27 protein-coding genes are annotated in these 25,506 nt (G+C 47.0%); 9 read left to right on the top strand and 18 right to left on the bottom strand.

Going from position 1 to position 25,506, the window contains the following annotated elements:
- Positions 1–58 precede the first annotated feature (58 nt).
- From flaJ to Q8J68_RS09190, 6 genes are all read right to left on the bottom strand, one after another.
- Positions 59–1,714 carry an archaellar assembly protein FlaJ gene (gene flaJ / locus Q8J68_RS09215; RefSeq protein WP_305311228.1) on the bottom strand — a complete coding sequence of 552 codons (1,656 nt, stop codon included), beginning with the start codon at positions 1,712–1,714 and terminating at the stop codon, positions 59–61.
- A gap of 9 nt (positions 1,715–1,723) precedes the next feature.
- Positions 1,724–3,385, bottom strand: coding sequence for a type II/IV secretion system ATPase subunit (locus Q8J68_RS09210; protein WP_305311227.1), 1,662 nt, complete (start codon positions 3,383–3,385; stop codon positions 1,724–1,726).
- A gap of 20 nt (positions 3,386–3,405) precedes the next feature.
- The gene (locus Q8J68_RS09205) at positions 3,406–4,101 is read right to left on the bottom strand and encodes an ATPase domain-containing protein (protein ID WP_305311226.1); all 696 of its coding nucleotides are present in this window, start codon (positions 4,099–4,101) and stop codon (positions 3,406–3,408) included.
- 11 nt (positions 4,102–4,112) lie between these two features.
- Positions 4,113–4,619, bottom strand: a complete 507-nt coding sequence (locus tag Q8J68_RS09200; protein ID WP_305311225.1) for a flagellin — start codon at positions 4,617–4,619, stop codon at positions 4,113–4,115.
- 87 nt (positions 4,620–4,706) lie between these two features.
- The gene (locus tag Q8J68_RS09195; protein WP_305311224.1) at positions 4,707–5,138 is read right to left on the bottom strand and encodes a hypothetical protein; all 432 of its coding nucleotides are present in this window, start codon (positions 5,136–5,138) and stop codon (positions 4,707–4,709) included.
- Positions 5,128–6,498: a FlaD/FlaE family flagellar protein gene (locus Q8J68_RS09190; protein WP_305311223.1), complete on the bottom strand. Its 1,371-nt coding sequence runs from the start codon at positions 6,496–6,498 to the stop codon at positions 5,128–5,130. Before Q8J68_RS09190 ends, Q8J68_RS09195 begins: the two co-directional genes overlap by 11 nt.
- A gap of 123 nt (positions 6,499–6,621) precedes the next feature.
- On the opposite strand from Q8J68_RS09190, the gene Q8J68_RS09185 reads away from it, so the two are divergent.
- Entirely contained in the window at positions 6,622–7,638 is a 1,017-nt protein-coding gene (locus Q8J68_RS09185) for a methyltransferase domain-containing protein (protein ID WP_305311222.1), read from the top strand.
- Position 7,639: 1 nt separating this feature from the next.
- Here the strand turns inward: Q8J68_RS09185 and Q8J68_RS09180 are convergent, their stop codons facing one another.
- The 4 genes from Q8J68_RS09180 to alaS all read right to left on the bottom strand — a co-directional run bounded on the left by Q8J68_RS09180 (position 7,640) and on the right by alaS (position 13,351).
- Positions 7,640–8,014, bottom strand: a complete 375-nt coding sequence (locus Q8J68_RS09180) for a response regulator transcription factor (protein ID WP_305311221.1) — start codon at positions 8,012–8,014, stop codon at positions 7,640–7,642.
- A gap of 59 nt (positions 8,015–8,073) precedes the next feature.
- Positions 8,074–9,132 (bottom strand): response regulator transcription factor, encoded by a 1,059-nt coding sequence (locus Q8J68_RS09175; protein WP_305311220.1) that lies wholly within the window; start codon positions 9,130–9,132, stop codon positions 8,074–8,076.
- Between the two features lie 92 nt (positions 9,133–9,224).
- A complete protein-coding gene (gene gvpD, locus Q8J68_RS09170; RefSeq protein ID WP_305311219.1) occupies positions 9,225–10,565 on the bottom strand; it encodes a gas vesicle protein GvpD P-loop domain-containing protein in 1,341 nt (446 codons plus the stop codon).
- 8 nt (positions 10,566–10,573) lie between these two features.
- Positions 10,574–13,351, bottom strand: a complete 2,778-nt coding sequence (alaS, locus tag Q8J68_RS09165) for an alanine--tRNA ligase (protein ID WP_305311218.1) — start codon at positions 13,349–13,351, stop codon at positions 10,574–10,576.
- A 298-nt stretch (positions 13,352–13,649) separates the two neighbouring features.
- Between alaS and Q8J68_RS09160 the strand changes: the two genes are divergently transcribed.
- The 3 genes from Q8J68_RS09160 (at position 13,650) to surE (ending at position 15,252) form a co-directional block, all read left to right on the top strand.
- Positions 13,650–13,925: a hypothetical protein gene (locus tag Q8J68_RS09160; protein ID WP_305311217.1), complete on the top strand. Its 276-nt coding sequence runs from the start codon at positions 13,650–13,652 to the stop codon at positions 13,923–13,925.
- 41 nt (positions 13,926–13,966) lie between these two features.
- Positions 13,967–14,383, top strand: a complete 417-nt coding sequence (locus Q8J68_RS09155) for a hypothetical protein (RefSeq protein ID WP_305311216.1) — start codon at positions 13,967–13,969, stop codon at positions 14,381–14,383.
- Between the two features lie 80 nt (positions 14,384–14,463).
- On the top strand, positions 14,464–15,252 hold the full coding sequence (gene surE / locus Q8J68_RS09150; protein ID WP_305311215.1) for a 5'/3'-nucleotidase SurE: 789 nt from the start codon (positions 14,464–14,466) through the stop codon (positions 15,250–15,252).
- A gap of 49 nt (positions 15,253–15,301) precedes the next feature.
- Here the strand turns inward: surE and Q8J68_RS09145 are convergent, their stop codons facing one another.
- Both Q8J68_RS09145 and moaA read right to left on the bottom strand, forming a co-directional pair.
- Complete coding sequence (locus Q8J68_RS09145) at positions 15,302–15,451, bottom strand: hypothetical protein (protein WP_015054246.1); 150 nt, start codon at positions 15,449–15,451, stop codon at positions 15,302–15,304.
- 2 nt (positions 15,452–15,453) lie between these two features.
- Positions 15,454–16,389 carry a GTP 3',8-cyclase MoaA gene (gene moaA / locus Q8J68_RS09140; protein WP_305311214.1) on the bottom strand — a complete coding sequence of 312 codons (936 nt, stop codon included), beginning with the start codon at positions 16,387–16,389 and terminating at the stop codon, positions 15,454–15,456.
- A gap of 84 nt (positions 16,390–16,473) precedes the next feature.
- Between moaA and Q8J68_RS09135 the strand changes: the two genes are divergently transcribed.
- Complete coding sequence (locus Q8J68_RS09135; protein WP_305311213.1) at positions 16,474–17,787, top strand: cobyrinate a,c-diamide synthase; 1,314 nt, start codon at positions 16,474–16,476, stop codon at positions 17,785–17,787.
- A 20-nt stretch (positions 17,788–17,807) separates the two neighbouring features.
- Here the strand turns inward: Q8J68_RS09135 and priL are convergent, their stop codons facing one another.
- The 4 genes from priL to Q8J68_RS09115 all read right to left on the bottom strand — a co-directional run bounded on the left by priL (position 17,808) and on the right by Q8J68_RS09115 (position 20,488).
- Positions 17,808–18,875, bottom strand: a complete 1,068-nt coding sequence (priL, locus tag Q8J68_RS09130; protein ID WP_305311212.1) for a DNA primase regulatory subunit PriL — start codon at positions 18,873–18,875, stop codon at positions 17,808–17,810.
- A gap of 7 nt (positions 18,876–18,882) precedes the next feature.
- Positions 18,883–19,620 (bottom strand): DNA polymerase sliding clamp, encoded by a 738-nt coding sequence (locus Q8J68_RS09125; RefSeq protein WP_305311211.1) that lies wholly within the window; start codon positions 19,618–19,620, stop codon positions 18,883–18,885.
- A 153-nt stretch (positions 19,621–19,773) separates the two neighbouring features.
- Positions 19,774–20,094 (bottom strand): transcription factor S, encoded by a 321-nt coding sequence (locus Q8J68_RS09120; protein ID WP_305311210.1) that lies wholly within the window; start codon positions 20,092–20,094, stop codon positions 19,774–19,776.
- Complete coding sequence (locus tag Q8J68_RS09115; RefSeq protein WP_305311209.1) at positions 20,072–20,488, bottom strand: NUDIX hydrolase; 417 nt, start codon at positions 20,486–20,488, stop codon at positions 20,072–20,074. The genes Q8J68_RS09120 and Q8J68_RS09115 overlap by 23 nt, the downstream gene beginning before the upstream one ends.
- Before the next feature lie 64 nt (positions 20,489–20,552).
- Between Q8J68_RS09115 and artA the strand changes: the two genes are divergently transcribed.
- The 4 genes from artA to Q8J68_RS09095 are packed head-to-tail and all read left to right on the top strand — an operon-like array spanning position 20,553 to position 23,172.
- Complete coding sequence (gene artA / locus Q8J68_RS09110; RefSeq protein ID WP_305311208.1) at positions 20,553–21,374, top strand: archaeosortase A; 822 nt, start codon at positions 20,553–20,555, stop codon at positions 21,372–21,374.
- Complete coding sequence (locus Q8J68_RS09105; protein ID WP_305311207.1) at positions 21,375–22,103, top strand: phosphatidylserine decarboxylase; 729 nt, start codon at positions 21,375–21,377, stop codon at positions 22,101–22,103.
- A complete protein-coding gene (locus tag Q8J68_RS09100) occupies positions 22,103–22,810 on the top strand; it encodes an archaetidylserine synthase (protein WP_305311206.1) in 708 nt (235 codons plus the stop codon). The genes Q8J68_RS09105 and Q8J68_RS09100 overlap by 1 nt, the downstream gene beginning before the upstream one ends.
- Positions 22,807–23,172, top strand: a complete 366-nt coding sequence (locus tag Q8J68_RS09095; RefSeq protein ID WP_305311205.1) for a dihydroneopterin aldolase family protein — start codon at positions 22,807–22,809, stop codon at positions 23,170–23,172. Before Q8J68_RS09100 ends, Q8J68_RS09095 begins: the two co-directional genes overlap by 4 nt.
- Here the strand turns inward: Q8J68_RS09095 and hisC are convergent.
- Both hisC and Q8J68_RS09085 read right to left on the bottom strand, forming a co-directional pair.
- Positions 23,161–24,252: a histidinol-phosphate transaminase gene (gene hisC / locus Q8J68_RS09090; protein WP_305311204.1), complete on the bottom strand. Its 1,092-nt coding sequence runs from the start codon at positions 24,250–24,252 to the stop codon at positions 23,161–23,163. The genes Q8J68_RS09095 and hisC overlap by 12 nt on opposite strands.
- Positions 24,239–25,414, bottom strand: coding sequence for an acetylornithine transaminase (locus Q8J68_RS09085; RefSeq protein ID WP_305311203.1), 1,176 nt, complete (start codon positions 25,412–25,414; stop codon positions 24,239–24,241). The genes hisC and Q8J68_RS09085 overlap by 14 nt, the downstream gene beginning before the upstream one ends.
- Between the last annotated feature and the right edge of the window lie 92 nt (positions 25,415–25,506).

The raw sequence follows: 25,506 nt of genomic DNA, 5'->3' as shown, positions 1-25,506 counted from the left end.
GCCTCCACTACCGGACAGAAGGGCCTGACAATCCCTTCCTTTTCGATATCTTATTCAGTCAAGTCATCCCAAGAAGCGAGGACACTGCTGCCATTGTCACAATTGCACTTGCTCCTGATATCCACACCATGATAACAAAGTCGATGGTCGAGCTTAGCATGTGACCTCCGTCAACTATCCTTATGAGAATGGCAGACATCAGGGAATGGCCAATCATTATTCCAAGTACCATGTTCTCAAGAGTGGTAATGTTCCCGACATTAGTGTACAGCACCATACCTATGGACATACCTGCAGGCATATCCACGGTTGCGAACATATCCTGCATCAGTCCCACGACACCGAGGGAAATATACATGGTAAAACCAATGCCTCCTGTAAGTCCATAGAGAACGCCCACAAGGCTGTTTGCGGATTGGGTCCTTTTTTTCCTCAGGTTGACTATCCTGTGGAAGTTTGTTGCTATGATGTCACCTATGACATCCGGCTGGCCACCAAGGTTGGTTGCCTCGACAAACATCACAGAGAACCTCTGGATGAGATTACTCCCGATGTTTGCAGCGAAATGGTCCCATGAGGCAAATTTATCGATCCTTGTCGCCAGCAGCTTATAAAGATTATTGACATCTGTTGTAAGAGGGCCAAAATCGTGAGACCGCAGAGCTTTCAATGCATCATCGATCAGGCCTCCCCTGGCACCTGCAGAACTGCCTAGGGAACGGATAAAAGCAGGAAAGTTCTCATCTTTTCGACGGATGCCCTTTTCGATCTTACGTGCAACATGTCCGGTATAAGCCAGAGGAGTAAGGAACATCGCAACGGCAATCGGGGTCTCTATCTTGCCATACATAAGAAGCACCACACCTACAATTATACAGCCACCGATCGAGATGGGAATGGAACGATACAGTTTGAGCTTATCCTTGGTCAATGCATTGGACCTGTTCCATGCCGGATCCTGAGGGACCTTGCTCCTGGTGAACATGACCATGACAAGGTCGGTCACAAGGAAGACCACAACAACAACAGACATCAGCAGTTCCGCGTTCATACCGGTAATTACAGGCATGATAACTGCAAAAGAGGCCAGGAAGATAAGGGACATGACAAGGGAAACGAACATTTCCTTTACTATCTCGACAGCGTAGAGAGCACCATTGTACATGGACTCATATTCGTTCATGACCACGTTCTGTTCGGCGAAAAGAAAACTTTTCACATCCTCCCCTGACTGGAGTGCATGGGCAAACCTGTCGAGGAAGTCTTCGAAAATGATAGAAGGAGTACGTTTGGATATGAACCTGCAGGCATCAGCCAGGCTCATGTGCCATACGATCACCAGATCATATATCTTCCTTGTTTCCGTCGCAAGTTCACGATAGTCGTCGTTCTCCGAAACGATACGAATGATGTCGAGCCGGGGAGTTTCCGCGGTTGCTATGGAGCCCATCTGAGTGATGTAGTAGTGCATATTGTTATCTATGCGCGTGGCCTTTGCAGCAAGAATGGAAAGTGGATATGAGAAGGCAAAGAATACGCATGCAAAAGTGACCAGTATGGGTATGTATTTTGCAGGACCTACGAAAAGATTGGGAAGCAATGTATACATGAGAACGGCGAACACAATGCCAAACAGAACAATAGGCAGGGCAAATTTCTTTGCGTAAACCAGAGGTTCCATGCCAAGGTTCTTGAAAGCCTTCTCATAACTCATAAAGCTCACCTACACACTGAAAGGCAGGCCATCGACGCCATGTTTATAGAACTTCACTATGATATCAAGTACATCATAGTAGTCTTCTATACCTCTCGAACGCATCTCCTCCAGAATCCTTGCCCTGAGGAAAAGGTCCTGGTATATCAGCCTCTTATCCTCATAACCTAGTTTTGTAGCTATCTTGTTCTCAAGAATGAAGCTGTTGTTCAGGCCCCTGAAGTTATGCTTATCGGTTTCGGGATCCCACTGGAACACTGCCCTGGTGACCACTCCACCTACTTCTTCATAATATCCCTCTATCTCCTCTACGGCAAGACATCGGCGAAGGAACTTACCCTTACGATAGACGGCGGATAATATCATTGCAACATTAAGATTATCGATGAAGGTCACAGGGACATTGATAGGATCGGCTGTCAGACGCTGTATCATCTTAGTGACCGCAGATGCGTGGAAAGTTGCCAGGACGGGGTGCCCGGTCTGCATGCCCTGGAAAGCCACATTACCTTCGGCACCACGGATCTCACCTACGATTATATAATTGGGCCTGGAACGCAAAGCAGCTTTGAGCAGGGTGAACGTATCCACCCTGGAATCCACAGGACCTTCCTCACGTGTTATCAGCTGTTGCCATACTGGCTGGGGAGGCTGGACTTCAGCTGTATCCTCAGCACTGAATACCTTTGCCCTGGGATTGACGAACGCAAGGCAGGCATTAAGCATTGTAGTCTTTCCACTGGCAGTTTCCCCACTGAAAAAGACACTCATACCGTTCTCAAGACACATCCACATATAGGCAGCCGCTTCAGCACTTAATGCACCCCAGCTGATGAGCTGGATGATGCTGACAGGGACCTCACTGAATTTACGCATCGTGAAACTGCTACCCCTCCTGCTGATATCAATACTATAGATGATGTTGATACGTGACCCGTCAGGCAATGCACCATCCGCAATAGGGCGGGCATCGCTCACAGGGCGGCCGATACGCTCACTCATACTCCTGAGCCAGTTGTCAAGACCTTTTTCATCCCCGAAGGTCAGGTCTGTTTTTATTGTATCGAATATCTTGTGGACAATGAACACATTGTTCACGCCAATGCTGCTGATATCTTCAAGATACGGGTCCCTGATAACAGGTTCTATGGGACCGGAACCGATAATGTTCCTTTCTATATGGTAGAGCAGCTTGTTGTATTCATTCTGGGTTAAAGGAACTTTTTTCTGCACAGGTATTAGTTTGCTCAATATATCGAACTTGCCTTTCTTATCATCAGCTTCGATGCTCCCTCCGGCACCGATATCAACTGATTCGTCAAGGAGCCTTATTATTAGTTCCTTTAACTCGCTCTCGGAATCAGGCAGGGCTTCACTAGCTGACTTTTCAAGGATGATGCTCAGGATGATATCATACTTTTGTTTTTCCAGGTCGTTCAACAATGGCTCTATGCTGTAGTAGCGAACCTCTCCCAGTTCGGAAGTGCCATAGAGGTGAATGAAGACAGGATCCCCCACAGGCAGGATGAGATTTACATTTTCCTTATTTATGTCCTTGGAAAGCTTTACCATGAAAACAGGTTCATCAGCACCGTTCTCCCGCATGAACTTCCGTACATATTCACCCAGATGCGGATTTCTCTGTATGGCTTTCTCAAACTCCAGATCCATTCAATCACCTTCCACGGACCTCATGATACGGACGCTATCTCCACTACCAGGCCAACCCTTGGTTCTATCCTGAAACCTATCATCTGGCCTACCGGGCCTTTTGCCCCGGTGAACTTGTTCACAACAATAGTACGCTTGACCTCGCTTCCAAGGGGTCTCGATTTAAGAGTGATGTAAACATCGCAGGATGATCTGAACATTGAAGCTATGTCCTCATCAAGCTGGTTGGGCTCTATAGTGAGGATGATCACCTTCCCCATTCCATTGAGCTTCTTGAAAAATGAGATCAGATCAAGGCTCTTTTCCGTATTTGCGCTGTATTTTATGAGCGAAGAGATCGTGTCAATTATAATGACATCTTTTTCGAATAGCTCTTCTGCAGCCATCAGTCTCTCAAGGAAATCGAACCTGGACTTTGCTGCCTGGACAAGTGGGATTACCGGGATGTACAGAAGAGAACCATTCAGCAGGTAAGGAGCTATGGGATAATCCATTGAGTACATCTGGTTGATGAAACCCTTTGTTGTCATCTGAGTGGATATGAATGTAACACTTACTTTATGCTCATTAAGCCCGAATGAAAGGCGTTGTGAGATGGAACTCTTACCACCACCACTTCCACCTTCTATCACTACAAGTGAGCCTACAGGAAAACCGCCGCCCAGTTTCCCATTGAGCTCGTCCCTGGGAATGTCGAATGAACATATCTTTACCATTTTATTCTCCGTTATGTTTTGAAGCTCATGCTGCCGGACTTCCCGTTCTCTGCGACGACAAGGATGCGATGGTCCCCGGGATCAAGGGGACTGGGGCTTGGAATCACACGTAACACAAGAACATCACCGGGCCTCCACACCACATCACCATCGAGAAGTTCAAATTCCATATTTGACGGCGCAACCATAATTCCGTCTATAAGCACTGTTATAAACTCTGATGTCAACTCAGTCCTGCCTGTGTTCTTTGCATAAAAAGTATAGCTGTTGCTTGGAATGTCATAAGGCACCATCAAAGGATCGTTCACGAGTGTTATATCGGTCCTCATCTGTTGTGCTATCAGTTTGCTGTTCACGGAGGATGATGAGACGATAGACTGCACATCAGCAGAAAGGACTGTGATGACTCCCATAGCCAGAATGATGGCCACAATGAAAAAGATCATGTGCGTTATGGCAGTCTCTGCCTTTTGGCACCTGGAAAAAGTTCCCATTGTGAAAAAGTAGTTGTTTTTCATGCTTGCCTACCGTCTGGTCGTGAATTTAAGAATATAATCGAGATTATAATATATTCACAATACTATATAAATATGACACCGTCTGGCTTACACCAGATAAGTATCATACGCTGACACGCCGTTCTCAGTCACGACTTTAATACGGTGCGTCCCTTCACCCATAAGGTCTGGCACAGTCAGGCTGCGTGTCTCTGCAGGAACCCAGACAGCAGCAGATTCATTAAAAGTGTAAGGTTCTATGTACCCGTCGATAAGGACATTCAATTCATCAAAACGAAGTGTTTCACTGCCTGTGTTTGTAAGAGTTACTGTCAGATCATAGGTGCTTCCCGAAGCTCCGGGGACAGAGTGATCAATATTAATAGAGGTCTGCAGCCGCTTGCTCTGGAGTTGGTGCTGATCTTCTGATGCATCGTTTACAATATCAGAAGATGCACTCAATGCGGTGTAGGAAAAGGTTCCAACCACAAGAGCAGAAACAAAAAATATAGCTACGACCACTGTAACCTCAAATCCCATAGAGTTCCTCCAGCCCGTGTTTAACCTTCGACATCTCCCGGTCTATGGAGCTTAGCATATTGCGATCGATCTTACGCCCGCAGAGCCGTTCTATAAACAATAGTGACTTGGTGTGATCTTCAGGAAGCAAGCGCCATGTAGGTTTTTCCACATAGTAGTCGATGCCACGGGCATATGCCATGACTTCTGACCGGACATCCTCACTTATCCATCCGATGTCCACATAATAGTCCAGCGCATCCATCAGGTTGTTCCTGCCGACACGCTCCATCAGGAACTCTATCCAGTTGAGCAGGACTACAACACTCGTAGGATCGGTCCTCAGGTTCTCCAGGCGTACAAGGGGAAGGCCTTTCTTTTGGCCTGTACGGGAATTATCTCCGCCCCTGTTATTCGACCTTTCGTCTGAAGCATTTTCCATTTCTTCTTTTGCATCGTTTAGAGACTGGAGGGCACTTTTCCTTTCCAGCTCATCCACCCTTGAGGAGATATTGCTTGTAGATTCCGCCAGTTCGAGTATGTTCTGGTCGATGGTTTCAGTCTTGCCGGAGAGTTCCTCTGTCCGGGAAGTCAACTGCTCCAAGCTCTCATGCATCATAGACAGTGCATCGGCAAATGCATTCAGCTTGGATTCGATGTCCTGCATCTTTGAACCAACCTCTTTGGAAATGCCGGGCATGTTCAGCTTATGAATGACAGTATCCATGTCGTTCTTAAAGATAACAAGCAGATCCGCAAGTTCAGTGATCCTCTTCTCGGTCTTCTCGAACCTCTCTATAGTAGCACGGGATCCGATATCATCGCCCACGAAAGGATTGACCTGGTTGGAAACGATCTCATAGAGTGACAACAGTTCAAGCACGCTCTGGTCGATCTTGTCAACCGTTTTCTTGATCTCCTCATTATCACGCTGCACCATGCTCAGCGTCACATCGGCCTTTGAGAGCTTCGTTTCAACATCCTTGATCTTCTTGCCATGTACTTCTATGGCTTCTTTATGCTCAGCATTGGCAGCTTGCGCAGCTCCGGAAGCACCCATGCCCGGAGGCATCATTCCAGGATGAGATGATGGCATGCCGGGAGCCGTGCCCATTCCCGGAGGAAAAGAGGGCTTTGTACCCGGAAAACCAGGCGGGGACCCCGGAGGGAAAGCGGAAGCCAGGTCAGGAAGTGAATTAAGATCGGGGACACCAGAGGAAAATGGAGGAATGGATGAACCAAAAGGCGAGCTACTGCCTTTATTTGCACCCTTTTTACCCAGGATGCCTGTTGTCATCTTTTTTAAAGCATCGCTCAAGCCGGACATGGTTTCACTTATAAGATTAGCTGATAAGATATCTATAGATACTTCAATATACATGCGATATTATATAAGAATATTGAATAATATAGGATTATAGTGAGAACTTACTACTGCCAGGAAAAACCATATTCTGCATAGATGACTTTAAATCATTTGAGACCCCTTTTTTCCGGGATAAGATTGCCACGCAAAAAGAGATTTGGACATAATATCGTTTCTGACAGGGACGGAGTGAGATTCGCGACACCTGAAGATGTTGCGAGATACAGGGCTGCGCGACTTAAATGCAGCACTATCGCAGATATCAGCTGCGGAGTTGGCGGGCAGACTATCTATTTCGCAAGTGAGTGCGATATGGTCTATGCAGTGGAGATCGATGCGAAGAAGATATCCTATGCAAAAAAGAACTGCAAACTTCTTGGGATCGATAACGTTGAATTCATTTGCGGGGATGCGCTGTCACCCGAGGTTATCAGGCAACTGCCGGAACTTGACATTGTATTTTCAGATCCTGCAAGACCTGCTAGTGAGAATATGCGCGATATAGGAAACCTTCGGCCTGCAATACCTGAAGTAATAGCTTCATATAGTTCCAAATCATCGGACTTTGCTTTTGAGGCGCCTCCACAGCTCACCCCCGACAGGATACCTTTTGAATGTGAGAAAGAGTATTTGTCACTTGACGGGAAAATAAACAGGCTTAACCTTTATTTTGGCAGTCTCATAAAATGTGATACCTCAGCAGTAGCCCTGCCATCCCATGCACGCATCGAGTCCGCCTTAGACGCGCAGGACCTGGAGCCTTCTGAGAAACTTGCCTACTATGCTTATGAGCCGGAAGAGTCAGTGGAAAGGGCCGGGCTTCTCTTGCAACTTGCGCATGATCTGGAAAAGCAGGCTCCCGATATTAGCTTGTTTTTGATTGACAGGAAGCGTCTTTTCCTTACTTCTGAAGTACCTGTAAATCATCCAATGCTGAAGAACAAATATAAGGTGTTAAGCGTTCAGGATTTTGACACTGCAAATATAAATGGTTTCCTGAAGAAGAACGGTTTTGGAACAGTAATATTAAGAGCTGCAGTGGAGCCCAAAGAGTACTGGGATATACGCAACCGATTAGAAGACAACTTAAGCGGGGACCGGAAAGCTCACCTATTCCTTAAAGACAGAAAGGCCATCCTTTGTGAGATAATCTGACTCATCCGGCCTTTGTTCCTAACAGGTCCCTGGTCCTTTTAATCAGTTCTTTCCTGCTGAACGGTTTTGTGATGTAGTCATCTGCCTTGAGCACATGAAGGCCAAGCATCTTATCGAATTCCTGACTCTTTACAGTAAGCATTGCAACAGGAAGAGCAGGGTTTCTTTCCTTGATCTTATGGAAGGTTTCCCATCCATTCATATCAGGCATCATGATATCAAGTAAAATGAGATCCGGCTTCTCCAGCTCCATCAGTTCAAGGCATTCAAAACCACTACTGGCGCCGATAACCTGTATATTCTCGGACTCAAGGATGATCTTCACAAGATCTATTGTATCTGGCTCGTCGTCTACGACCATGATTTTTGGATGCATCTTCTACTCCTGCAAAAGAAATAATATATAAGCAGATAATATATTAATGTAATATATAATTATTCCTCTACAGACCAGCCAAGCCGCCTCATGACCATTTTAATCCTGGCCTTCACTTCTCTTTTATCAAAAGGTTTGGCAATGTAGTCATCAATGCCAAGTTCCATGCCTTTTACCTTATCTTCTATCGCAGTCTTTGCAGAGATCATTATTACCGGTATATCATTTGCAGTTTTGCTTTTCTTGAGCTGCCCCACAACTTCATATCCGTCCATGTCAGGCATCATGATATCAAGTAATATCAGGTCGGGATGTTCCTTTAAGGCAATATCGATCGCTTCCTCACCACTATATGCTACCAGGAAGTCATAAGGTTCGCTGATAAGGGATAGCTTCAAAAGCTCCGGGATGTCAGGCTCATCATCCACTATAAGGATCTTCAATTTGTCCCTTTTGATTTTCTTTGGGGCGTACTCCAACCTGATATATCCGTCCTCCACAAAGTACCTGAAATCAAAGTCCCTGAGACCAATCTGAGCATGTACTTCACCTATGTTGGTGACATCCAGAACAACATCAAAAAAGGACTTTACAAGCATTTCGTTTTCAGGGGAGAGTATATCCCTCAGAAGTACTGAAACAATGCCTCCTTCTTTCTCATGCACTTTCTTTTCAACAAACTGCATGAATGTCTCGACAACCTGCATTGTGTCTGTGGCCAGCACATTCATATTATCCATCACCAGCAGGGCAGGCATGTTCCTTTCAAAAAGGTTTGAGATATGGGATGCCATTTTGGTGTAATCTGCCGGAGAACTGCAGTAAAAAGTCCCTTGCTGGGGAGACTTGCCCGGCGCTTCGATATCAATGAAGAACAAACGGTCCATTGAACCGCTTATATCGAACCCGAAGTCCCCGAATTTCCCGAGGATCTTATCACGCGGGGAATTCAGGCATAACCATAGAACATTCCTGCCAGTGTCATTCCGGAGCACATCGTATATATGAAGATAGACCAGGCGTTCGACAAAACTGTCAACCTGAGCAAAGAACAATGAACTTTTGTCTGATAGCCCGTTCCTTAGAGTTGCCAGAATTTCCTGAGTCTGATCATCCATTATCATTTACCTTTGAAACTTGTTTTGTAAATATTAGTGCTATATTCATATTAATGTTTGGGATATATTCAGAAAAATGATAAGATTGGAGATCATTTGATAGGAACTAATCTGACCTGTGGATATCCGGAGCCAAATTCAAGTTGAGCCACATACATCCCGGTCTTTGGAACAATGCCATACATAACAAGAGTCTTATCGACGTTCTCAAACTTCCAGTGAGTAGTGGCCATATGCGCAACAGAATCAGTGATCTTCTGACCGTGCTTTGCAACTGCAACCACGACATTTTCCGTAGTCTTTGTAACAGAGGCTATCTGGCCTATTACAGCGCCTATGTTCTCCCATCCGTAACTGTACTCCATACTGTCAAGCCCGATATAGTCAAGAAGCGGAGAGCCGTACTGGCGCATCATCTCGTGTTTTGACTGATAGAATATTTCCATGTCCTTATAGACGTTGCCGGAGAACGCTTCGACATATGGAGGGATGCGGCCCTTCTGATCACGTATCTCAAAACCCTTGAACTGCCTGGGGAAATTATCCTCATTTGTGAAAGGAGAGATCATTCGCTTTTCAGTCTCGACACTGGTACCTTCTGTCGGGATGCTGAGCATGGCCCTGCCCATATTGAGGTGATTTATGAATGTCGGCAACAGGATGCTGTAAAATGAATCACCGACGCCGCTTGTTATCTCGAACAGGTTGAAGCTCCCTTTTTGATACCCTCCACCCAGTATTTCATCAAAGTCAGGGCTGCCCGTTGAGATCTTACTACGGGCAGAATCCGGTACCGGAGATGGTATTATGGTATTCTCGGGATAGGAAACCCTGAATGGCTCAAAACTTGTGAACACCCCGTTATGCAATGTGAACAGATACCTGGACTGAGACATGCCGACCCCGCGCAGCTTCAGAAGATGGGTCTTGCGAATATCGCTTCCAGCCATCTCCAGTGCTTCGACCGACACGACACCATCAACAAGGTAATCCAGAGAACCAATATCTGTCTGTTCTGTGATCATTACAATATCTGCGTTCACCTTTCTCGAGAAGTCCAGAAGAAGACGTTCCAGTTCGAACTTGTTTTCCTCCCAGCGCACCGACCTTGTCGTTGCAATGCTCAGCGAATCAATAGAATCGACAGCTATCATTGGTTTTGAGTCGCTGGATTCCCATATGGCCTTGATACGGGAAGCAAGCATCCGCAGGAAATCCTCATTGTTATTGAAATCCCCTTCTATCCAGGGAAATTTCCCATAGGATGAAGATTTGTCTATCCTGGGAGAGATGTAAATGCAGTTTCCACTCGGACATAGTTCATGCAGTATTTCAAATACAAACGTAGTCTTACCAGTTCCCGGCTTGCCTTTTACGACAAGGGACTTCCCAAATTGAGAAGAGAAGAACTGCCTTATCTCCCCTGGAATCATCTTGTACCTCAGTTGACCTTAAGCTGCTGTTTAAGCAAGTCCATACCGGCCTGTAGCGAATCGCTGATCTTGAGTGGATCAGTACCACCGCCACGTGCCATGTTTGCGCGGCCGCCACCGCCACCGCCAACCACAGCAGACATCCGGGTGACAATCTTTCCGGCATCTACGCCAGCCTTGAGTGCATCCTCACCAGCAGCTGCCACTATCTTGACACCGCCACATTCACTTGCAAGAATCACAACAACATCCTTGTTACCGGCAAGTTCGCCTGCGATCTTGACCAATTCATCAGCATCCGCATTTGGGACCTGTTCAGCCACAACCCGCATGCCGCCGATGATGGTGGAATTATCTGCCATCCGGCTGACGCGCATGTGAGCAAGCTCCTCTTTCAGACGTTCATTATCTTTCTTGAACTCTTTCCATTCATTGAAGAAACGGTCAATGGTCGCAGGCAGGTGCTCCGGCAGGACCCTGAGAGATTCTGCAGACTGGTTCAGGCAGGTTTCCATCTTCTGTGTGGCCCTCACTGCTGCAAGACCTGCGGCATACTCGATACGCTCAACACCATCCTGGATACGTTCGGTCTTGAGCATCTTAATCGGGCCTACAAGCCCTGTACTGGTACAATGGGTACCGCCGCATGCCTCGATGTCATCAGCAACTTTAAGGACGCGTATCCTGTTGCCTGGCGGGACACCACCCTGGTAAAGACCGAAACCATATTTCTTCTCCGCATCCACCCTGTCCATCCATTCAGCCGTAACACGCTGGTTATCCATCACGGTACGGTTGGCTATCAGTTCTATCCTATTCAGCTCATCAGGGGTTATGCGCTTGTAATGGGATATGTCCAGACGCGCGCGGTCTGTGGTCTTCTGTGCACCTGTCTGCCATACGTGGTCACCCAGCACTTTCCTTGCCGCATCGTTGACGATGTGTGTTGCAGTATGGTGGCAGGCATGAGCCATCCTCCTTTCCTCGTTCACTTTCCCGATGATAAGGTCACCTTTGCGGAGGTGAAGCTCATCCTCTATCCCGTTGATTATGTGCACTATCACACCGTTGGCCACCTGCACATCGACAACATTGAGAACATTGTCATATATCGTGATGGTCCCGTGGTCTGCGGGCTGTCCGCCACCCTCCGGATAGAAGAGCGTGCTGTCAAGCACCAGGTGCTTGTCGAATACATCAAGCACTACCGCTTCGAATTTCATCCGCGTGGGCTCGTCGTAGAAAAGACGCTTAGTCTTTGGAAGTTTCTCCACACGCTCCATGTATGGGAAAACTTTCTCTTCTTTTGGCTCGGCTTTGCTGTGACCCTCTGCCACAAGTGAATAGAAATTGTCCGGAAGGTCGACCTCCACACCCATCTCGGATGCGGCCTCCTTTGAGATCTCAGGAGGGATGCCATGGCTGTCATACATCTCTATCAGCGTTGGCAGAGGTATCTTTTCGCCTGCGGACTTGTAGTGCCTGGCAGATTTCTGGATCATACGCCTGCCGCGCTCAAGGGTTTCGTCGAACTTTCTTTCCTCATGGGCAAGTATGTCCTCTATGACATCGAACTTCTCGGAGAACTCCGGATACTCCGGCAGGTTCTTGATGTGCATCCTCACGATATCGGATAGTGAGGTATTGATGTCCATGTCCTTCATCATACGGAGGGTCCTGCGCAGCACAAGGCGTGCAAGGTAACCTGCTTTCACATTGGAAGGAATGATGCCGTCAGCAAGCATGAATGTCAGGCAGCGGGTGTGGTCAGTAATAGCGTAAATGTTCTCAACAGGCTCCATGATGGAAGACAGCTTTTCCACACTTGTTCCTATGCTGGAGGCCACCTGTTTTCGAAGCTGAAGGAGGTTTGCTTTTTCGCTCACATCCATAAGCCCTGCAAGGCGTGCATTCTGGGAAAGGATGTTGGCATACTCCGGATCGTCGATCTGATGCTCAAGGCCTGCAAGCTGCATGAGCTCATTGACAATGGTCGGAAATACTGCATCGTATATAGTAGGTGAGCCTTTGGAAGCCCAGACAAAACGCTCAAGGCCGTATCCTGTGTCAACGATGTAGTTGTCCATCTTACGGTAGTTCTCACCCTTGATAGGGATCGTGCCATCCTTGGACTGTTCCAGGTCCATGAACACCAGCGTCGCGACCTCAAGACCGCCTATAAGAGCCTCGACACATGGACCGGCGTTACCACCGCCTGCCCAGGGTTCCTCTTTGTATGTGACAGCCAGGGGGTCAACTCCAAGCGAATTGAAAAGCTCGTCGCATAGCTCCATGGTCCTGTCCTTCCAGTATATTTCCTCGCCTTTTTTATTGAAAGCGTGGTGAGCCATCATCTCAAAGGTTGTGAGATGGCGCCCGCTCCTCCCTACTGCATCAAGGTCCGAAAGACGTATGCACGGCTGGGAGATGGTCAGGGGATTTGCAGGGGGGCGGACCTGCCCTGATGTAACAAAAGGCTGGAAGTCTGCGATAGATGCTATTGTGAGATAGATATCATCCCTCCACCTGGCAACAACAGGGTATCTTTCAAGCCTCGTATGGCCCTGATCCTCAAAGAACTTAAGGTAATACTCCCTCATCTCAGCAAGGTCGAACTTTTTGTTAAAGACAGGGTTCCCTATAAACGAATATGGGTCGCATGGGGCATCCCCACAGGTATTCCTGTCAAGGTCCCGTGTCCAGTAGAATTTTCCGCATTTTGAACATTGCTTACGGACAAAACCGTTTTCGGAAAAAAAATCAAGTTGATACTCATCCTCAAGCATAATTACTCCAACTTAGATGGTCCTTTAATCAAATTTATTCTTCCAAGTACACTCTAATGATTAAAAACATTTCTTATTAACAGATTTGGGATAAATAATAAGAGCACTTATATATATATACATCCCTGAATATGTAACCAGATCACGTATTAAAGATTAAGAGCATTAATAAGTACCTATTTTATGAACATAACATCCTGAATAAAAGTCCATAAGTTGGAAATCAGTGACATTACCTATAAATGCATGGTCAGGTTATTCCATAACTGGTGATGAGCTAATGGAATCAATGAGGTACATGTCTTTAATCTTTAGGGGATTGGTCGAAGAGTACAACAACTCCGGAGTCAGACCTTCTGTTTTCATGGACGCGGGCGGCAGCCTGCAGGTATACCTTTGCGATCCCATCGTAGAAGAGAATAGAGACTATGGAATCAATATTGAAAGCGACTACGACGTTAATGGCGGACAGTTCAATGAAACGTATAATGCACTACAGAACATCACGACCTTTTCTGCGGAGTCGGAAATTAACCTAGAGTTCAAGCGCAGATCGCTTACCAAAAGTATATGATAAAATACTGCCGGCAGGGTTTTAAAACGGGATGAGAGAGAATGGATTATAAAAAATTTCTAAGAATCCTTAAAAACTCAAAGCAAGTCTACCGGGAAGACTATGTCAAAAAGATATTCAGGAGCGCCCATTATGATGTCGGGCTTTTTGAAACTCAGCTCAATGAGTTCAATCTGACGCTTAAAGGTAGCGACTCTGCACTCGCCAAGCAGTACATGGAAAGAACTATCGCTGCACAGGTATTGAATGATGCGTCAATACTGCTTGAGATCGTGAAGGATAATAAGTGCCTCAGTGATGAACAGAATCAGAACATCATCGATATAATAAGCAAACTTGATGCCATGAGTGAAAATATTGAAGTCATCGAAAAGGTAAAAGCTCTTGCAGACCTTCCTGAAGGCTCTGATGCCTGCTTACACGCCAATGATAAAAAGAGAATATTTGCCAACGTATAGACTTCACACTGGCCTTCCTTTACCCCTTTTTACTGTTTTTAGCCATTAGTTTTAAGTCACATATCTGCAGAAGATATGTCATGTCCAGTAAAATCCTTCTTACCAATGATGACGGAGTATACTCCTCAGGAATAAGGGCCGCCTACAGAAGTGTGGCGGATCTCGGTGATGTCACTGTATCCGCACCCATGATGCAACAAAGCGGGGTGGGACGTTCCATATCCATTTTTGAGCCTTTGAGGGTCACCAGGACAAAAGTGGACGGCATTGAGGTCAATGCGGTAGGAGGAACGCCTACAGACTCTGTGATAATAGGCATGTTCACCATCATGAAGCAAAAGCCGGACCTCATACTTTCCGGTTTTAACATTGGTGAGAATATCAGCACTGACACCGTGACCACATCAGGTACTATCGGTGCTGCGCTTGAAGGTGCAAGTTATGGCATCCCCGCTATCGCGGCTTCCATCCAGGTAAAGGAAGAAGGCATGAAGTTCGATGACAACAGGGACTACGAACATGATTTTGGCGTCGCCATCAAAGTCGTGAACAGGATAGCAAGGAACGTACTCAGGTTCGGCCTTCCGGAAAAGGTTGATGTCCTGAACGTGAACATCCCCCACTTCGTGGAGATGGACACGGAAATTGAGATCACACGGCTTGCCAGGAAGCTCTTCAGGACCGAGGTTGAAGAGAGGCACGACCCCAGAGGCAGGCCATATTACTGGATAGCAGGGGATCTTTCCACAGTGGATGAGGAAGGCACTGATGTTAATGCGCTGATGCAGAAAGGACACATCTCTGTGACGCCTTTATCTCTGGATGCGACATCACCCATCGACTTTTCAGAGATAGAACACCTTATCTGAGCGGCAGGGATGGGCCGGAGATAACCGCTGCAACATAGGTGGATCATAACTATTTTTTGATGGTTACACTGACCTCTTTGCAATTCTCTTCCACACCGCGCAGTGTCCCGGCAGCACCCAGCACAGTACTCCCCAGGATCTCCTGGACGAAACGATTGATCTCGATCACTTTCCCATCAACTATCAATTCTACTTCCATTTTTATTTCTCCTGCCTGTAAGTATCATGGCCGTAAAATGGCACCCTTTTGCTCACAGCAAACTGCAGCAGTCCGGGCAGCTCATCAGGGCTTGCATGTGAAACATCTATAAGATTATCGTTAACGAGCAAACATGGTTTGAGCTTACCGTCGGCAGTTACACGCAGCCGGTTGCAGTTTGCGCAGAATTCAGTATTATCCACAGGGCGGACGAACTCGACCTCTGCACCATTAATGAAGTATTTCTTCCTGTGGTGCATGGTACGGGTCGTGACATCGGTGGCATGCTGCAACAATTCCTCCTCCACCAGATCAGCGTCCACATGATACGGAGCTGTATCCCTGAAATTCATCAGCTCAATGAGCTGCAGGATGACATTGCCATTGTAACCCTTTGTGAACTTAAGCATTTTCTCGATCTCGGCCTCGTTAATATCTTTCAGGAGCACCATATTGATCTTCACTGGCGTAAGACCTGCCTCAACAGCCTCGTCAATGCCTTCGAGGACAATAGGAAGAATGTCCCGCTTGCAATTGGTGATCATCCTGAACTTACCAGGGTCCAAAGTGTCCAGGCTTACGTTCACACGATCAAGCCCTGCTTCCTTCAGGGACCTTGCCCTGCCCCTGAGAAGCGTCCCATTTGTGGTCAGGGACACATCCTTCAGAGGGGGCAGTGCAGAGAGGATTTCCTCGAGGTCCTTTCTTATTAGAGGCTCACCTCCGGATATCTTGAGCCTGTCCACACCAAACTCTGCGGCAGCTTTTACGATATTGGCAATCGTCTCAACTGTCATCTCACCGGTGCTGCCATGGTCACCCTCGTTATGGCAATAGATACAATTAAGGTTGCACCGGTTGGTAATGGACATCCTCAGACTTTTTACCGTACGCCCGAAAGGATCGGTAAGTGTCCTGCGCGGCCCGGAGGAATTCATAGTATGGTAGATAGACATTCTTTATTTAACCGTTTTGAATAATGCGGGAATAACACTATATACATATTTGACAAACTACCCAGCATGACAAAAACTGTATTGCTCGCCGGAACACACAGCGGTGTCGGAAAGACTACTGTGTCCATGGGAATAATGGCAGCCCTTAAAAAGAGAGAGATGGATGTCCAGCCTTATAAGGTGGGTCCGGACTATATCGATCCGACATACCATACCGCCATATGCGGCAAGCCTTCAAGGAATCTGGACACATTCATGATGCAGGTGGACGGCATCAGGCGCACCTTCTCAAAGCATGCGAACAATGACATCAATGTAATCGAAGGTGTGATGGGACTTTTTGACGGCATGGATTCCACAGAGATAGCCAGCTCCGCGCATGTGGCCAAATCACTTGGAGCACCAGTCATCCTTGTCATCAACGTCCATGGCATGTCACGCAGTGCTGCCGCTATAGTGAAAGGATTCTCCGAATTTGACAGGGAAGTGAATATCGCAGGAGTGATACTCAACAGGGTCGGAAGCCCCAGGCATGCACAGATGATCAAAGACTGCATTCCCGACATACCTGTAGTGGGCATTCTCCCGCGCAACCAGGAAATCAGCGTGCCTTCCCGCCATCTGGGACTGTACATGGCCCACGAGCAGGATTTTGATGCCTCCAAACTTGCTGATTTCATAGAGCAGAACATCGACCTTGACGCCATAATTTCCATTGCTGAAAGTGCACCCGACATAAAACCCGCTAAAGAGGAAAAGCTGCCCGAATCAGACGTGAAAATAGGTGTGGCATTGGACAGTGCCTTCTGTTTCTACTACCAGGAGATGTTTGATTCATTCAGGGAAGCGGGGGCAGAGATAGTTCCCTTCAGCCCCATAGAAGGAGAAGTTCCACAGGTGGACGGCATGTACTTTGGTGGCGGGTATCCTGAGCTGTACCTGAAAGAACTAGAGCATTCAAGGACTACAAAGGTACTCAAGGATATTTCAGCAGATGGCATGCCCATATACGGAGAATGTGGCGGCCTTCAGTACCTCTCCACATCCTATGAAGTGGAAGAAAAGACCTACAGGACCGCGGACCTCTTCCCTGCAGAGACTGTCATGACAAAGAAACTTCAGGCACTCGGCTATACAGAAGGGACAGCAAAAGGGGACTTCATCAAAGGAACCATCAGGGGGCATGAATTCCACTATTCAGTCACCAACTGTGCCAGCGATGCAAGACTGTCCTATGAGATGAAAAGAGGTAAGGGCATCAGAGACGGGAAGGATGGCATCACAGAGCATAATTCACTTGCAAGTTACACCCATGCGCATCCTGCTTCATTCCCTGTGAAGAGCTTCGTAGAGAAATGCAGGGAATATAAGCGCAGCTGAGTCTGCGGCATCGGGCAGCATCAGACAAGTTTCTCGGGCGTATCTGGAGACTGCCCGTTTTTTTCTTTTTGGGCATCCCTGTTATTGAACCAAACCTTGCGGCGATAGTAGTTAAGAGGATGGCTTATCCTTTTACATATCTCATCCGGCGCATGACAGTTACCATAGGTCTGCATGGTTGCACATGAAGGGGGCTTATAACTTGTGCCTGATGAGCCTGCGATATGCTCCACCTGGTACCGCGCCTTCTCGACATCAAAATCAGGGGACGATGTGAAGAGATTCATGATATCATCGACTGACATGCCAATGCCAAGCAGGAAAGAGGTCATTGCAAACCTCATTGAGTGCGCAAGGTTGACACCTGCCTGTGACTGGGATATGGCATGAGTGATACAGGGCGGGAAAAGGCCCGCTTCAACTGTCTGGAACTCCGAACCTTCGAAACGGCTCTTGCGCTCGTTCAGCGCAGCCAGGATGTCTGAGATATAAGGCTGGCAGGACACGCATACATCTTCAGGTACTTGCATAGGAAGAGTGCCTTCTATCCTGTGCCTCACACCCTCCTGCAGGAGGCGGGCGAGTTCCTCTCTGGACACGGTCACGTATCCGTGGTCCATCTTCCTGTTCACAAGTTTCCATTCCATAGCCTTGAGGGAACTGGCAAGGCGGATATAATCGGTGAAATGGACCCTGACACCGGATTCTTTCACTTGGGCATGGATTCCGAAATCAAGAGAGATTTCACCAAGGAAAGCGGTATCCATACCTTTAAGGGACTTGTATGATGCGACCGCCTCAGCCAGAGAGTAACGCCTTGTCAGAAAAGGATCATCGATACAGGAGACAAGTATCCGGGAGAAAGGGTATGATAGAAGCTCGATGAGGATCTTCCTGTCGTCCGAGTTTGACAGGGGCGGTTTGACTATCTCCCCGGCTATTGACTGGAGCACACGCTCCTTGCCGCGCGCTCTTGCAGAATCCATTGCGCGCGAAGATATAAGGCTGTCAAGGGAAAAATCGAGGCTTGCCACATATCGGGAAGCCTCTGCAAGGTACGGATATAACGCAAGATCCTTATTATCCATAGACAGTTTAATCTGATTCAATGCGCGGGGCAAGCAGATATCCGACCTTACCTGCGCCGTTGGCTATCGTGAAGCCGATCTTTACAGGGAAATCCTTGCCCAGTTCAACTGTGACCTCATTGGACCTGGATGCAGGTTTAACAATATCTGACAGATAGTCAAGCGAGAATAATGAGCGTGCATCGCCTGCCCTGATATCGATGAGCTGGTCGCGGGGGATGTCCAGCCTCACACGGTCGGTGTCTCCCTCGGCTTCCATGTAGAATGTGTCGCCTTCAATACCCAGCAGCATGTGATCGCTTATCTTCTCAGCGGCCTTCACAGCCTTGAGGAGATCCTTACCGTTGAGAACAACCTCTGCCGGAAGTTCAAGCTGTGGGATCCGCGGTTCGGCCCTGATAGTAGAAGGATCGAGCAATGCAAGGGTATATGAAAGACTGCCAATGTGAAGAGACAGCTTCTGGGACAACTCGTCCAGTTCCATGCTGAGCTTGTCCTCTTTCCCGGCAACACTGAATATATCATTGATCTTTGAAAGGTCCAGGCCGATCTCACAATCATCGGCACCATACTCATCAAATGCGCTGGAGCTGAGCTCGAAGCTGACCATTGCCACGTTAGCAGGGTCAACGGCCCTGACAGTAATACCTTCTGGAGATATTTTGAACCTTGCTTCATCAACAAGGACTGAAAGCGTCTCTATGGAAGTCTTTAAGATATCTGCATCGATTGTTGCCTTGAACATCTGGATTCTCCGCTAAATAAATTGGATTTCTAGGTCATTATATCCACTAACTAATAAAAGCTTTGTTTTTATAAACAGAAAGCATGCAAAGATATGCATTTATCAGCCAGGTATTATATGAGACTATAGTCCTATTAAGTATACCAAGATCTATCAATCATATTCACGCCAGGTTAAACCACACTTTGTGCACTTGAAAAAGCGTGTTTCAGATTCATCCGCCGACCTGAGCTGGCGCAACCACCAGTATGCGACATTATGACCGCATTCATCACATCGGACTGATGTAGTGGGCAGACCCTGGTCAATATTGCCTTCAAGCACCGTGACCTCTCTCTCTGAACGTGCTGCCTTTGACATTAGTGATTCCTGATCAGTTTCTTTCTCTTTCACATATCCACATTTGCTGTTCCTGCATTTGGATACGCCTTTTACCGGAACCATCATACTTTTACATTTTGGACAAAATTCCATTGACTTCACCTCTTGCCTGCTCTAATATCTTGTTGTGATCGAAAGCCATTTCCGGCAAACGGTCAACATCGAACAGGAATACATCCTTTGCATCCGAATCCGCCTTCAGGATCCCGTGACCTAATGACAGGTAGCATATACTTACTGTATGTCCCCTTGGATCGCGCAAAGGGTCAGAATATACCCCAAGCAACTTAACTATTTCTATCGACAGGCCGGTTTCCTCACAGGCTTCACGGACAACCGCATCCTCTACAGTTTCACCTATATTTACAAAACCACCGGGCAAAGCGAACTTTCCCTGAAAAGGGGGGTTTTTCCTTTGAATAAGAACAATCCTGCGATTGTAAAGAATAACAGCATCCACTGTCAGTTTTGGAGTATCAGCATACATACGAACAAAAGATTAATACACTACATTTCATATATACAGGCATACCTATTAAAGGTGCTTGTAAATGATTGAAAATGTACTATGGGTCGCAGTGGCATTAATGCTTGCTTGCTCACTGATACCTAAAAGAATTAAAATACGTAAATTGCTAGGTGCCATTGGATGGGGATTCTTTTCTATACACTGGTTCTACCAGCCAATGCACTTTATAGAAATAAGGGATTATGTGAATGTAGTACTGGTCATTGTTGTTGGTATCGTTTGTCTTATACTTGCATACAACATGCTCAAGGAATACAAATCCATGAAGCTGATAGGTGACGGAACAGTCGATGTCACATCGATGGCAACTGTTGCAACAGCACTTGCATCTTTGTTCTATTTCCCCTTTGCCCAAATGGATTCACTCAATGTATGGATAATATCCCTTGTAACGGATAATGTTTTCTGGACACTTCAGGCATTGGGACAACCTGCAGAGATGGCAGCATGGAATAAGATAGCCTTGAATGGACATCAGGTGGAGATAATACTTGCCTGTACTGCCATCGAGAGTATCGCTTTGTTCATAGGGCTTATTGCCTCTGTTAATGCACCTTTGAAAAAACTGCTGTCAGCATTTATGGTTTCCGTACCGATTATATATACTTTGAATATAATAAGGGATGTATTCGTGATAGTCGCTTATGCCTATCAATGGTTCGGCCCCAATAGTTTTGACATAGCCCATCATACAATTGCAAAGATCGGATCTGGCATTGCCCTCTTTGGCATAGCCTATATTGTTATGCGCATCTTGCCCGAACTTGTCGACCTTATAGAAGGAATATGGAAAATGGTAACAGAATATATTTACAGCATATATGAGAAAGTAAGGAACGAGTAAATGCTTGCAAAAGGTTCTGCTCCATGGATAATGACATTGGTCGCGATCAGCGCACTTGCCGCAATCGCACACATTACAGTATACTGGCCCTATACAGGCATAATTACGCTTTTAGGATTGGCAGGACTGATATTCTTCATCTTTTTTTTCAGAGACCCTGAAAGGGAATCAGAGTACTGCTGCAGTAGCATGACAGCACCTGCGGACGGGAAGATCGTAGACATAAGAGGACGTAAGATATGCATTTTCATGAATGTCCATAATGTCCATGTCAACAGGGCACCACTTACCGGCACAGTTATCGCCATAGAGCATAAGAAAGGAGGATATAGGCCTGCATTCAGCAAGGATTCTGAGAGAAATGAGCGCAGCCACATATTCATTGATACCGAGCACGGCATAGTAGAAGTTACCCAGATAGCCGGGACAATAGCCAGAAGGATAGTCTCGTATGTTCAGGTAGGTGACCAGATGGTCCGGGGGCAAAGGTTTGGCATGATACGCTTTGGATCAAGGGTGGATGTGACGATACCTGAGAATTTCGAAATCCTATGCACCAAAGGCGAAAAAGTTACTGCAGGAATGACAGTCATAGCCCGAAAGCGAAACACTAATGATGATAATGTACAGGAACTTGAGATATTGACAGTTCCTGACAGTTTTGACATTCTGTGCAGCAAAGGCGGTTTAGTTACTGCAGGTACGAGTGTAAGTTATGGGAAAGAATAGTGGAAGTGAACACCATACTCCAAACATTGAAATTAGCTGATATTGTAACATTGCTCAATGCCCTCCTTGGCTTATTGGCCATTATACTTGTCCAGAATGGTTTTACATATCTTGCACCCACACTGATACTCGCAGCCGCTGTAGCCGATGGTGTTGATGGCTATCTTTCAAGGATGTTCTCCGGAAGCGAGATCGGTGCCAACCTGGATTCCCTTGCAGACGTTATTTCATTCGGACTTGCACCTGTAGTTATTGTATATGCTGCAGCCGGCAGTGAGGCATCTTACCTGCTCCTTGCAGCACTGTGCTTTTACTTCTTCTGTGGCATCCTCAGACTGGCAAGGTTCAATACAGTCCACCAGGGACTGCCGTCTTTCAAAGGACTGCCCATTACAGCAGGAGGTATCATACTCTCAGCATATGTGCTGGCAGGGGAACAGTATTTCCATACATGGCTTGTTATTCTGCTCTCATTTGGCGTGGGGCTTCTGATGATCAGCAAGATAACATACATGAAGGCAAAGAAACCCGCCCATGTGCTGCCTATTGGTTTGCTTTTCGTCATCACTTTCCTGTCCTACCCATTCGGCATAAGTTATACCCACATGCTTGCGTCCGCCGTACTTGCAATAATGATCTTCTATGTTGCCTCACCGGCTATCCGGAGAGCTGGCTCCCGGAGGCAGGTTGTGGAGGCATCTAAATGAATGATAATGTCACAGAAAGGGACAATGCGCTCTTTGAAGCAGGCATCAAGCTTGGTGCCCTCTATCACCAGTTCACAGGATCACCCGTGAACATGAAAAACGCAGACAGCCTGGAGAAAGCCATACAAGAGAGCATTGCAGTCCAGCCTTTTGTAAAGGATATCAGCGTTTCTATAGACAGGGATATCATTCGCTCAAAACTGAACAGTGAGTTCGGCTATTGCGAACTTGAAGGCCGTATGCTTGATGTGAGAATAACCGTCAGGTATGAATCAACCCTTGCGGATGTAAGTCTTGCATATAGCGCGGAATTAGACTATCCGCTCATGAAAATAGAGAAAGTTTACAGTTCAGGCAACTGAAACTTCTTTAAAAGCTACAACAACCTTCTCATTCTGCTCAGGCGTACCTACAGTTACACGGATGAGGGTCTCGCCTGCATCCCTGAAAGACCTGCAGTCCCGTACTATGATGCCTTTCTTGAGCAGGACTTCGCTGACGTCCCGGGACCTTAAAGGAGCAACGTCCACAAGAACAAAATTGGCCTGGGAATCATAGACCCTGAAAGGAATCTGTTTTATCAGGAAATCACGCCCTTCTCTTGCGCACCGGATGCTTTCCTGGAGATAGAGAGTATCCGAGAGTGCAGCGATACCTGCAACTATCGCAGGCACACTGATATTGAAAGGAGTTGCTATTTTCATGTACTCGGATCTGATCCATGCAGGCATCAGGCCATATCCCAGACGCATGCCTGCAAGGCCGAAAGCTTTGGAGAATGTTCTTCCGACGATAATGTTGTCATATTCATTTATGAGGTGAGCCAGATTGCAGTCTGAGAACTCCACGTAGGCTTCATCCACAAAGACCAGGCCTCCTGTGTGTTCAAGTATCCTGCGCAGGTCGGCTTCACTTACAAGCCTGCCCGTGGGATTGTTAGGAGAACACAGGAATATGATCTTTGTCCTTTCGGATTCTGCATTCATTATGCCTTCAATATCAAAAGCAAAATCTTGACCTGAGCTTACATAGACCGGGACCGCACCGTTGGCGCGGGCAGCGATCTCGTAGTAAGAGAAGGTGGGAATGGGAAGTATGACCTCATCACCGGCTGATATCAGCAGCCTCATAAGGTTATCCAGCAGACCATCCATGCCCGGTCCAGCAGCGCATATATTCTCCACAGGGAAGCCGGTATAGACAGAGATTGCCTCAACAAGTTCGGATGCATCAGCTGAAGGGTATATGTTGATGCCACTTGCATGAGCTATGACTGCCTCTATGGCTTTGGGAGATGGGCCCAGCACATTCTCATTTGAGCCCAGCTTTATGATAGATGCCGGGTCAAGGCCGTATTTGCTGGCTATTTCCTCAATGGACTTGCCAGGAACATATTCAGCTATCCCGGAGACTTCCTTTTTAACCAGTTCAGGCCTTCTCAAGCACAGCCACCACCGAGTCGATCTGCTCTTTAGTTATTACCAGAGGCGGTGCGATACGCAGTACTTTCTCGGATGTGCAGTTGAGAAGTACTCCATTCTTCAGGGCAAAGTCCACAATGTCTGCACACTTGCGGTCCAGCTCAACCCCTATCATAAGTCCGCGACCACGCACGTCTACAACGCCTTCCAGAGAGAGATCTTTGAGCCGACTCATGAAATAGTTGCCAATTTCCGTTGCATGGCGAAGGAGACCTTCTTCTTCTATGATATCAATGGAAGCCAGGGCCGCAGCACATGCAAGGGGATTGCCTCCAAAGGTGGCTGCGTGCTGGCCGCGCTCAAAGGCTATGCCTTCACGTGCTGCAATGGCACCCATTGGGAAACCGCCGCCCATTGCTTTTGCCATGGTCATTATGTCCGGTTCGACGCCGAAATGTTCCTTACAGAACCATTTACCCGTCCTTCCAAAACCAGTCTGCACCTCATCAAAGATGAGCAGGGTTCCCGTTTCATCACATATCCTGCGGACTTCCTTAAGGTACGCATCGGAGTGAATATTGATACCTCCCTCGCCCTGGATTGGCTCTATGATGACAGCTGCGGTCTTATCAGTAATTGCGTTAACAATTGCTTCTGCATCATTGCAGGGAACGAATTTCTCCTCCTGCAATAGCGGCTTAAAAGGAGTGCGATACATTTCCTTGTATGTGAGCGACAGGGCACCCATGGTACGTCCATGGAATGCATGCTCGACCGCTATAAAGTCGGTCTTCCCCGTCTTGACACGTGCAAGCTTCATTGCAGCTTCCACTGCCTCTGTGCCTGAATTGCAGAAAAATACCCTGGACATGCCGGTAATTTGAACGAGTTTCTCAGCTAGTTCAGCCTGGGGAACAGTATAGTAGAGATTGGAAACATGCATCAGTTTTTCTGCCTGCTTCTTTATGGCCTCGACCAGTTTAGGGTGACTGTGCCCGACATTGTTCACTGCTATGCCCGCCACACAGTCGATATATTCCCTGCCTTCGATATCGCGGACTATGCAACCGTCGCCGCTCTCCAGTACAAGAGGCTGGCGACCATAGTTCTGCATTACGTACTTTGCGTCTTTTTGGATCACAGCCTCTTGAGATGATGACCGTGAGATAACCTGTTGTGTCATGTATACACCTTGTGTGCCTATATTAGGTAAACTTATTTTAAATATGGCTATGGATAAAATCCATTCCTATAAAATGTTATTCAACTGCAAGC

This window comes from Methanolobus sp. (assembly GCF_030682845.1).
Taxonomy (GTDB): Archaea; Halobacteriota; Methanosarcinia; order Methanosarcinales; family Methanosarcinaceae; genus Methanolobus.
The sequence above is the reverse complement of the archived record's forward strand: the minus strand, read 5'-3'. Positions and strand labels throughout refer to the sequence as shown.

Excerpts from the sequence above, each read along its gene's own strand:
- flaJ (WP_305311228.1), bottom strand. The coding sequence starts at position 1,714 with ATGAGTTATGAGAAGGCTTTCAAGAACCTTGGCATGGAACCTCTGGTT.
- Q8J68_RS09210 (WP_305311227.1), bottom strand. The coding sequence starts at position 3,385 with ATGGATCTGGAGTTTGAGAAAGCCATACAGAGAAATCCGCATCTGGGT.
- Q8J68_RS09205 (WP_305311226.1), bottom strand. The coding sequence starts at position 4,101 with ATGGTAAAGATATGTTCATTCGACATTCCCAGGGACGAGCTCAATGGG.
- Q8J68_RS09200 (WP_305311225.1), bottom strand. The coding sequence starts at position 4,619 with ATGAAAAACAACTACTTTTTCACAATGGGAACTTTTTCCAGGTGCCAA.
- Q8J68_RS09195 (WP_305311224.1), bottom strand. The coding sequence starts at position 5,138 with ATGGGATTTGAGGTTACAGTGGTCGTAGCTATATTTTTTGTTTCTGCT.
- Q8J68_RS09190 (WP_305311223.1), bottom strand. The coding sequence starts at position 6,498 with ATGTATATTGAAGTATCTATAGATATCTTATCAGCTAATCTTATAAGT.
- Q8J68_RS09180 (WP_305311221.1), bottom strand. The coding sequence starts at position 8,014 with ATGCATCCAAAAATCATGGTCGTAGACGACGAGCCAGATACAATAGAT.
- Q8J68_RS09175 (WP_305311220.1), bottom strand. The coding sequence starts at position 9,132 with ATGGATGATCAGACTCAGGAAATTCTGGCAACTCTAAGGAACGGGCTA.
- gvpD (WP_305311219.1), bottom strand. The coding sequence starts at position 10,565 with ATGATTCCAGGGGAGATAAGGCAGTTCTTCTCTTCTCAATTTGGGAAG.
- alaS (WP_305311218.1), bottom strand. The coding sequence starts at position 13,351 with ATGCTTGAGGATGAGTATCAACTTGATTTTTTTTCCGAAAACGGTTTT.
- Q8J68_RS09160 (WP_305311217.1), top strand. The coding sequence starts at position 13,650 with ATGTCTTTAATCTTTAGGGGATTGGTCGAAGAGTACAACAACTCCGGA.
- Q8J68_RS09155 (WP_305311216.1), top strand. The coding sequence starts at position 13,967 with ATGGATTATAAAAAATTTCTAAGAATCCTTAAAAACTCAAAGCAAGTC.
- surE (WP_305311215.1), top strand. The coding sequence starts at position 14,464 with ATGTCCAGTAAAATCCTTCTTACCAATGATGACGGAGTATACTCCTCA.
- Q8J68_RS09145 (WP_015054246.1), bottom strand. The coding sequence starts at position 15,451 with ATGGAAGTAGAATTGATAGTTGATGGGAAAGTGATCGAGATCAATCGT.
- moaA (WP_305311214.1), bottom strand. The coding sequence starts at position 16,389 with ATGAATTCCTCCGGGCCGCGCAGGACACTTACCGATCCTTTCGGGCGT.
- Q8J68_RS09135 (WP_305311213.1), top strand. The coding sequence starts at position 16,474 with ATGACAAAAACTGTATTGCTCGCCGGAACACACAGCGGTGTCGGAAAG.
- priL (WP_305311212.1), bottom strand. The coding sequence starts at position 18,875 with ATGGATAATAAGGATCTTGCGTTATATCCGTACCTTGCAGAGGCTTCC.
- Q8J68_RS09125 (WP_305311211.1), bottom strand. The coding sequence starts at position 19,620 with ATGTTCAAGGCAACAATCGATGCAGATATCTTAAAGACTTCCATAGAG.
- Q8J68_RS09120 (WP_305311210.1), bottom strand. The coding sequence starts at position 20,094 with ATGGAATTTTGTCCAAAATGTAAAAGTATGATGGTTCCGGTAAAAGGC.
- Q8J68_RS09115 (WP_305311209.1), bottom strand. The coding sequence starts at position 20,488 with ATGTATGCTGATACTCCAAAACTGACAGTGGATGCTGTTATTCTTTAC.
- artA (WP_305311208.1), top strand. The coding sequence starts at position 20,553 with ATGATTGAAAATGTACTATGGGTCGCAGTGGCATTAATGCTTGCTTGC.
- Q8J68_RS09105 (WP_305311207.1), top strand. The coding sequence starts at position 21,375 with ATGCTTGCAAAAGGTTCTGCTCCATGGATAATGACATTGGTCGCGATC.
- Q8J68_RS09095 (WP_305311205.1), top strand. The coding sequence starts at position 22,807 with ATGAATGATAATGTCACAGAAAGGGACAATGCGCTCTTTGAAGCAGGC.
- Q8J68_RS09085 (WP_305311203.1), bottom strand. The coding sequence starts at position 25,414 with ATGACACAACAGGTTATCTCACGGTCATCATCTCAAGAGGCTGTGATC.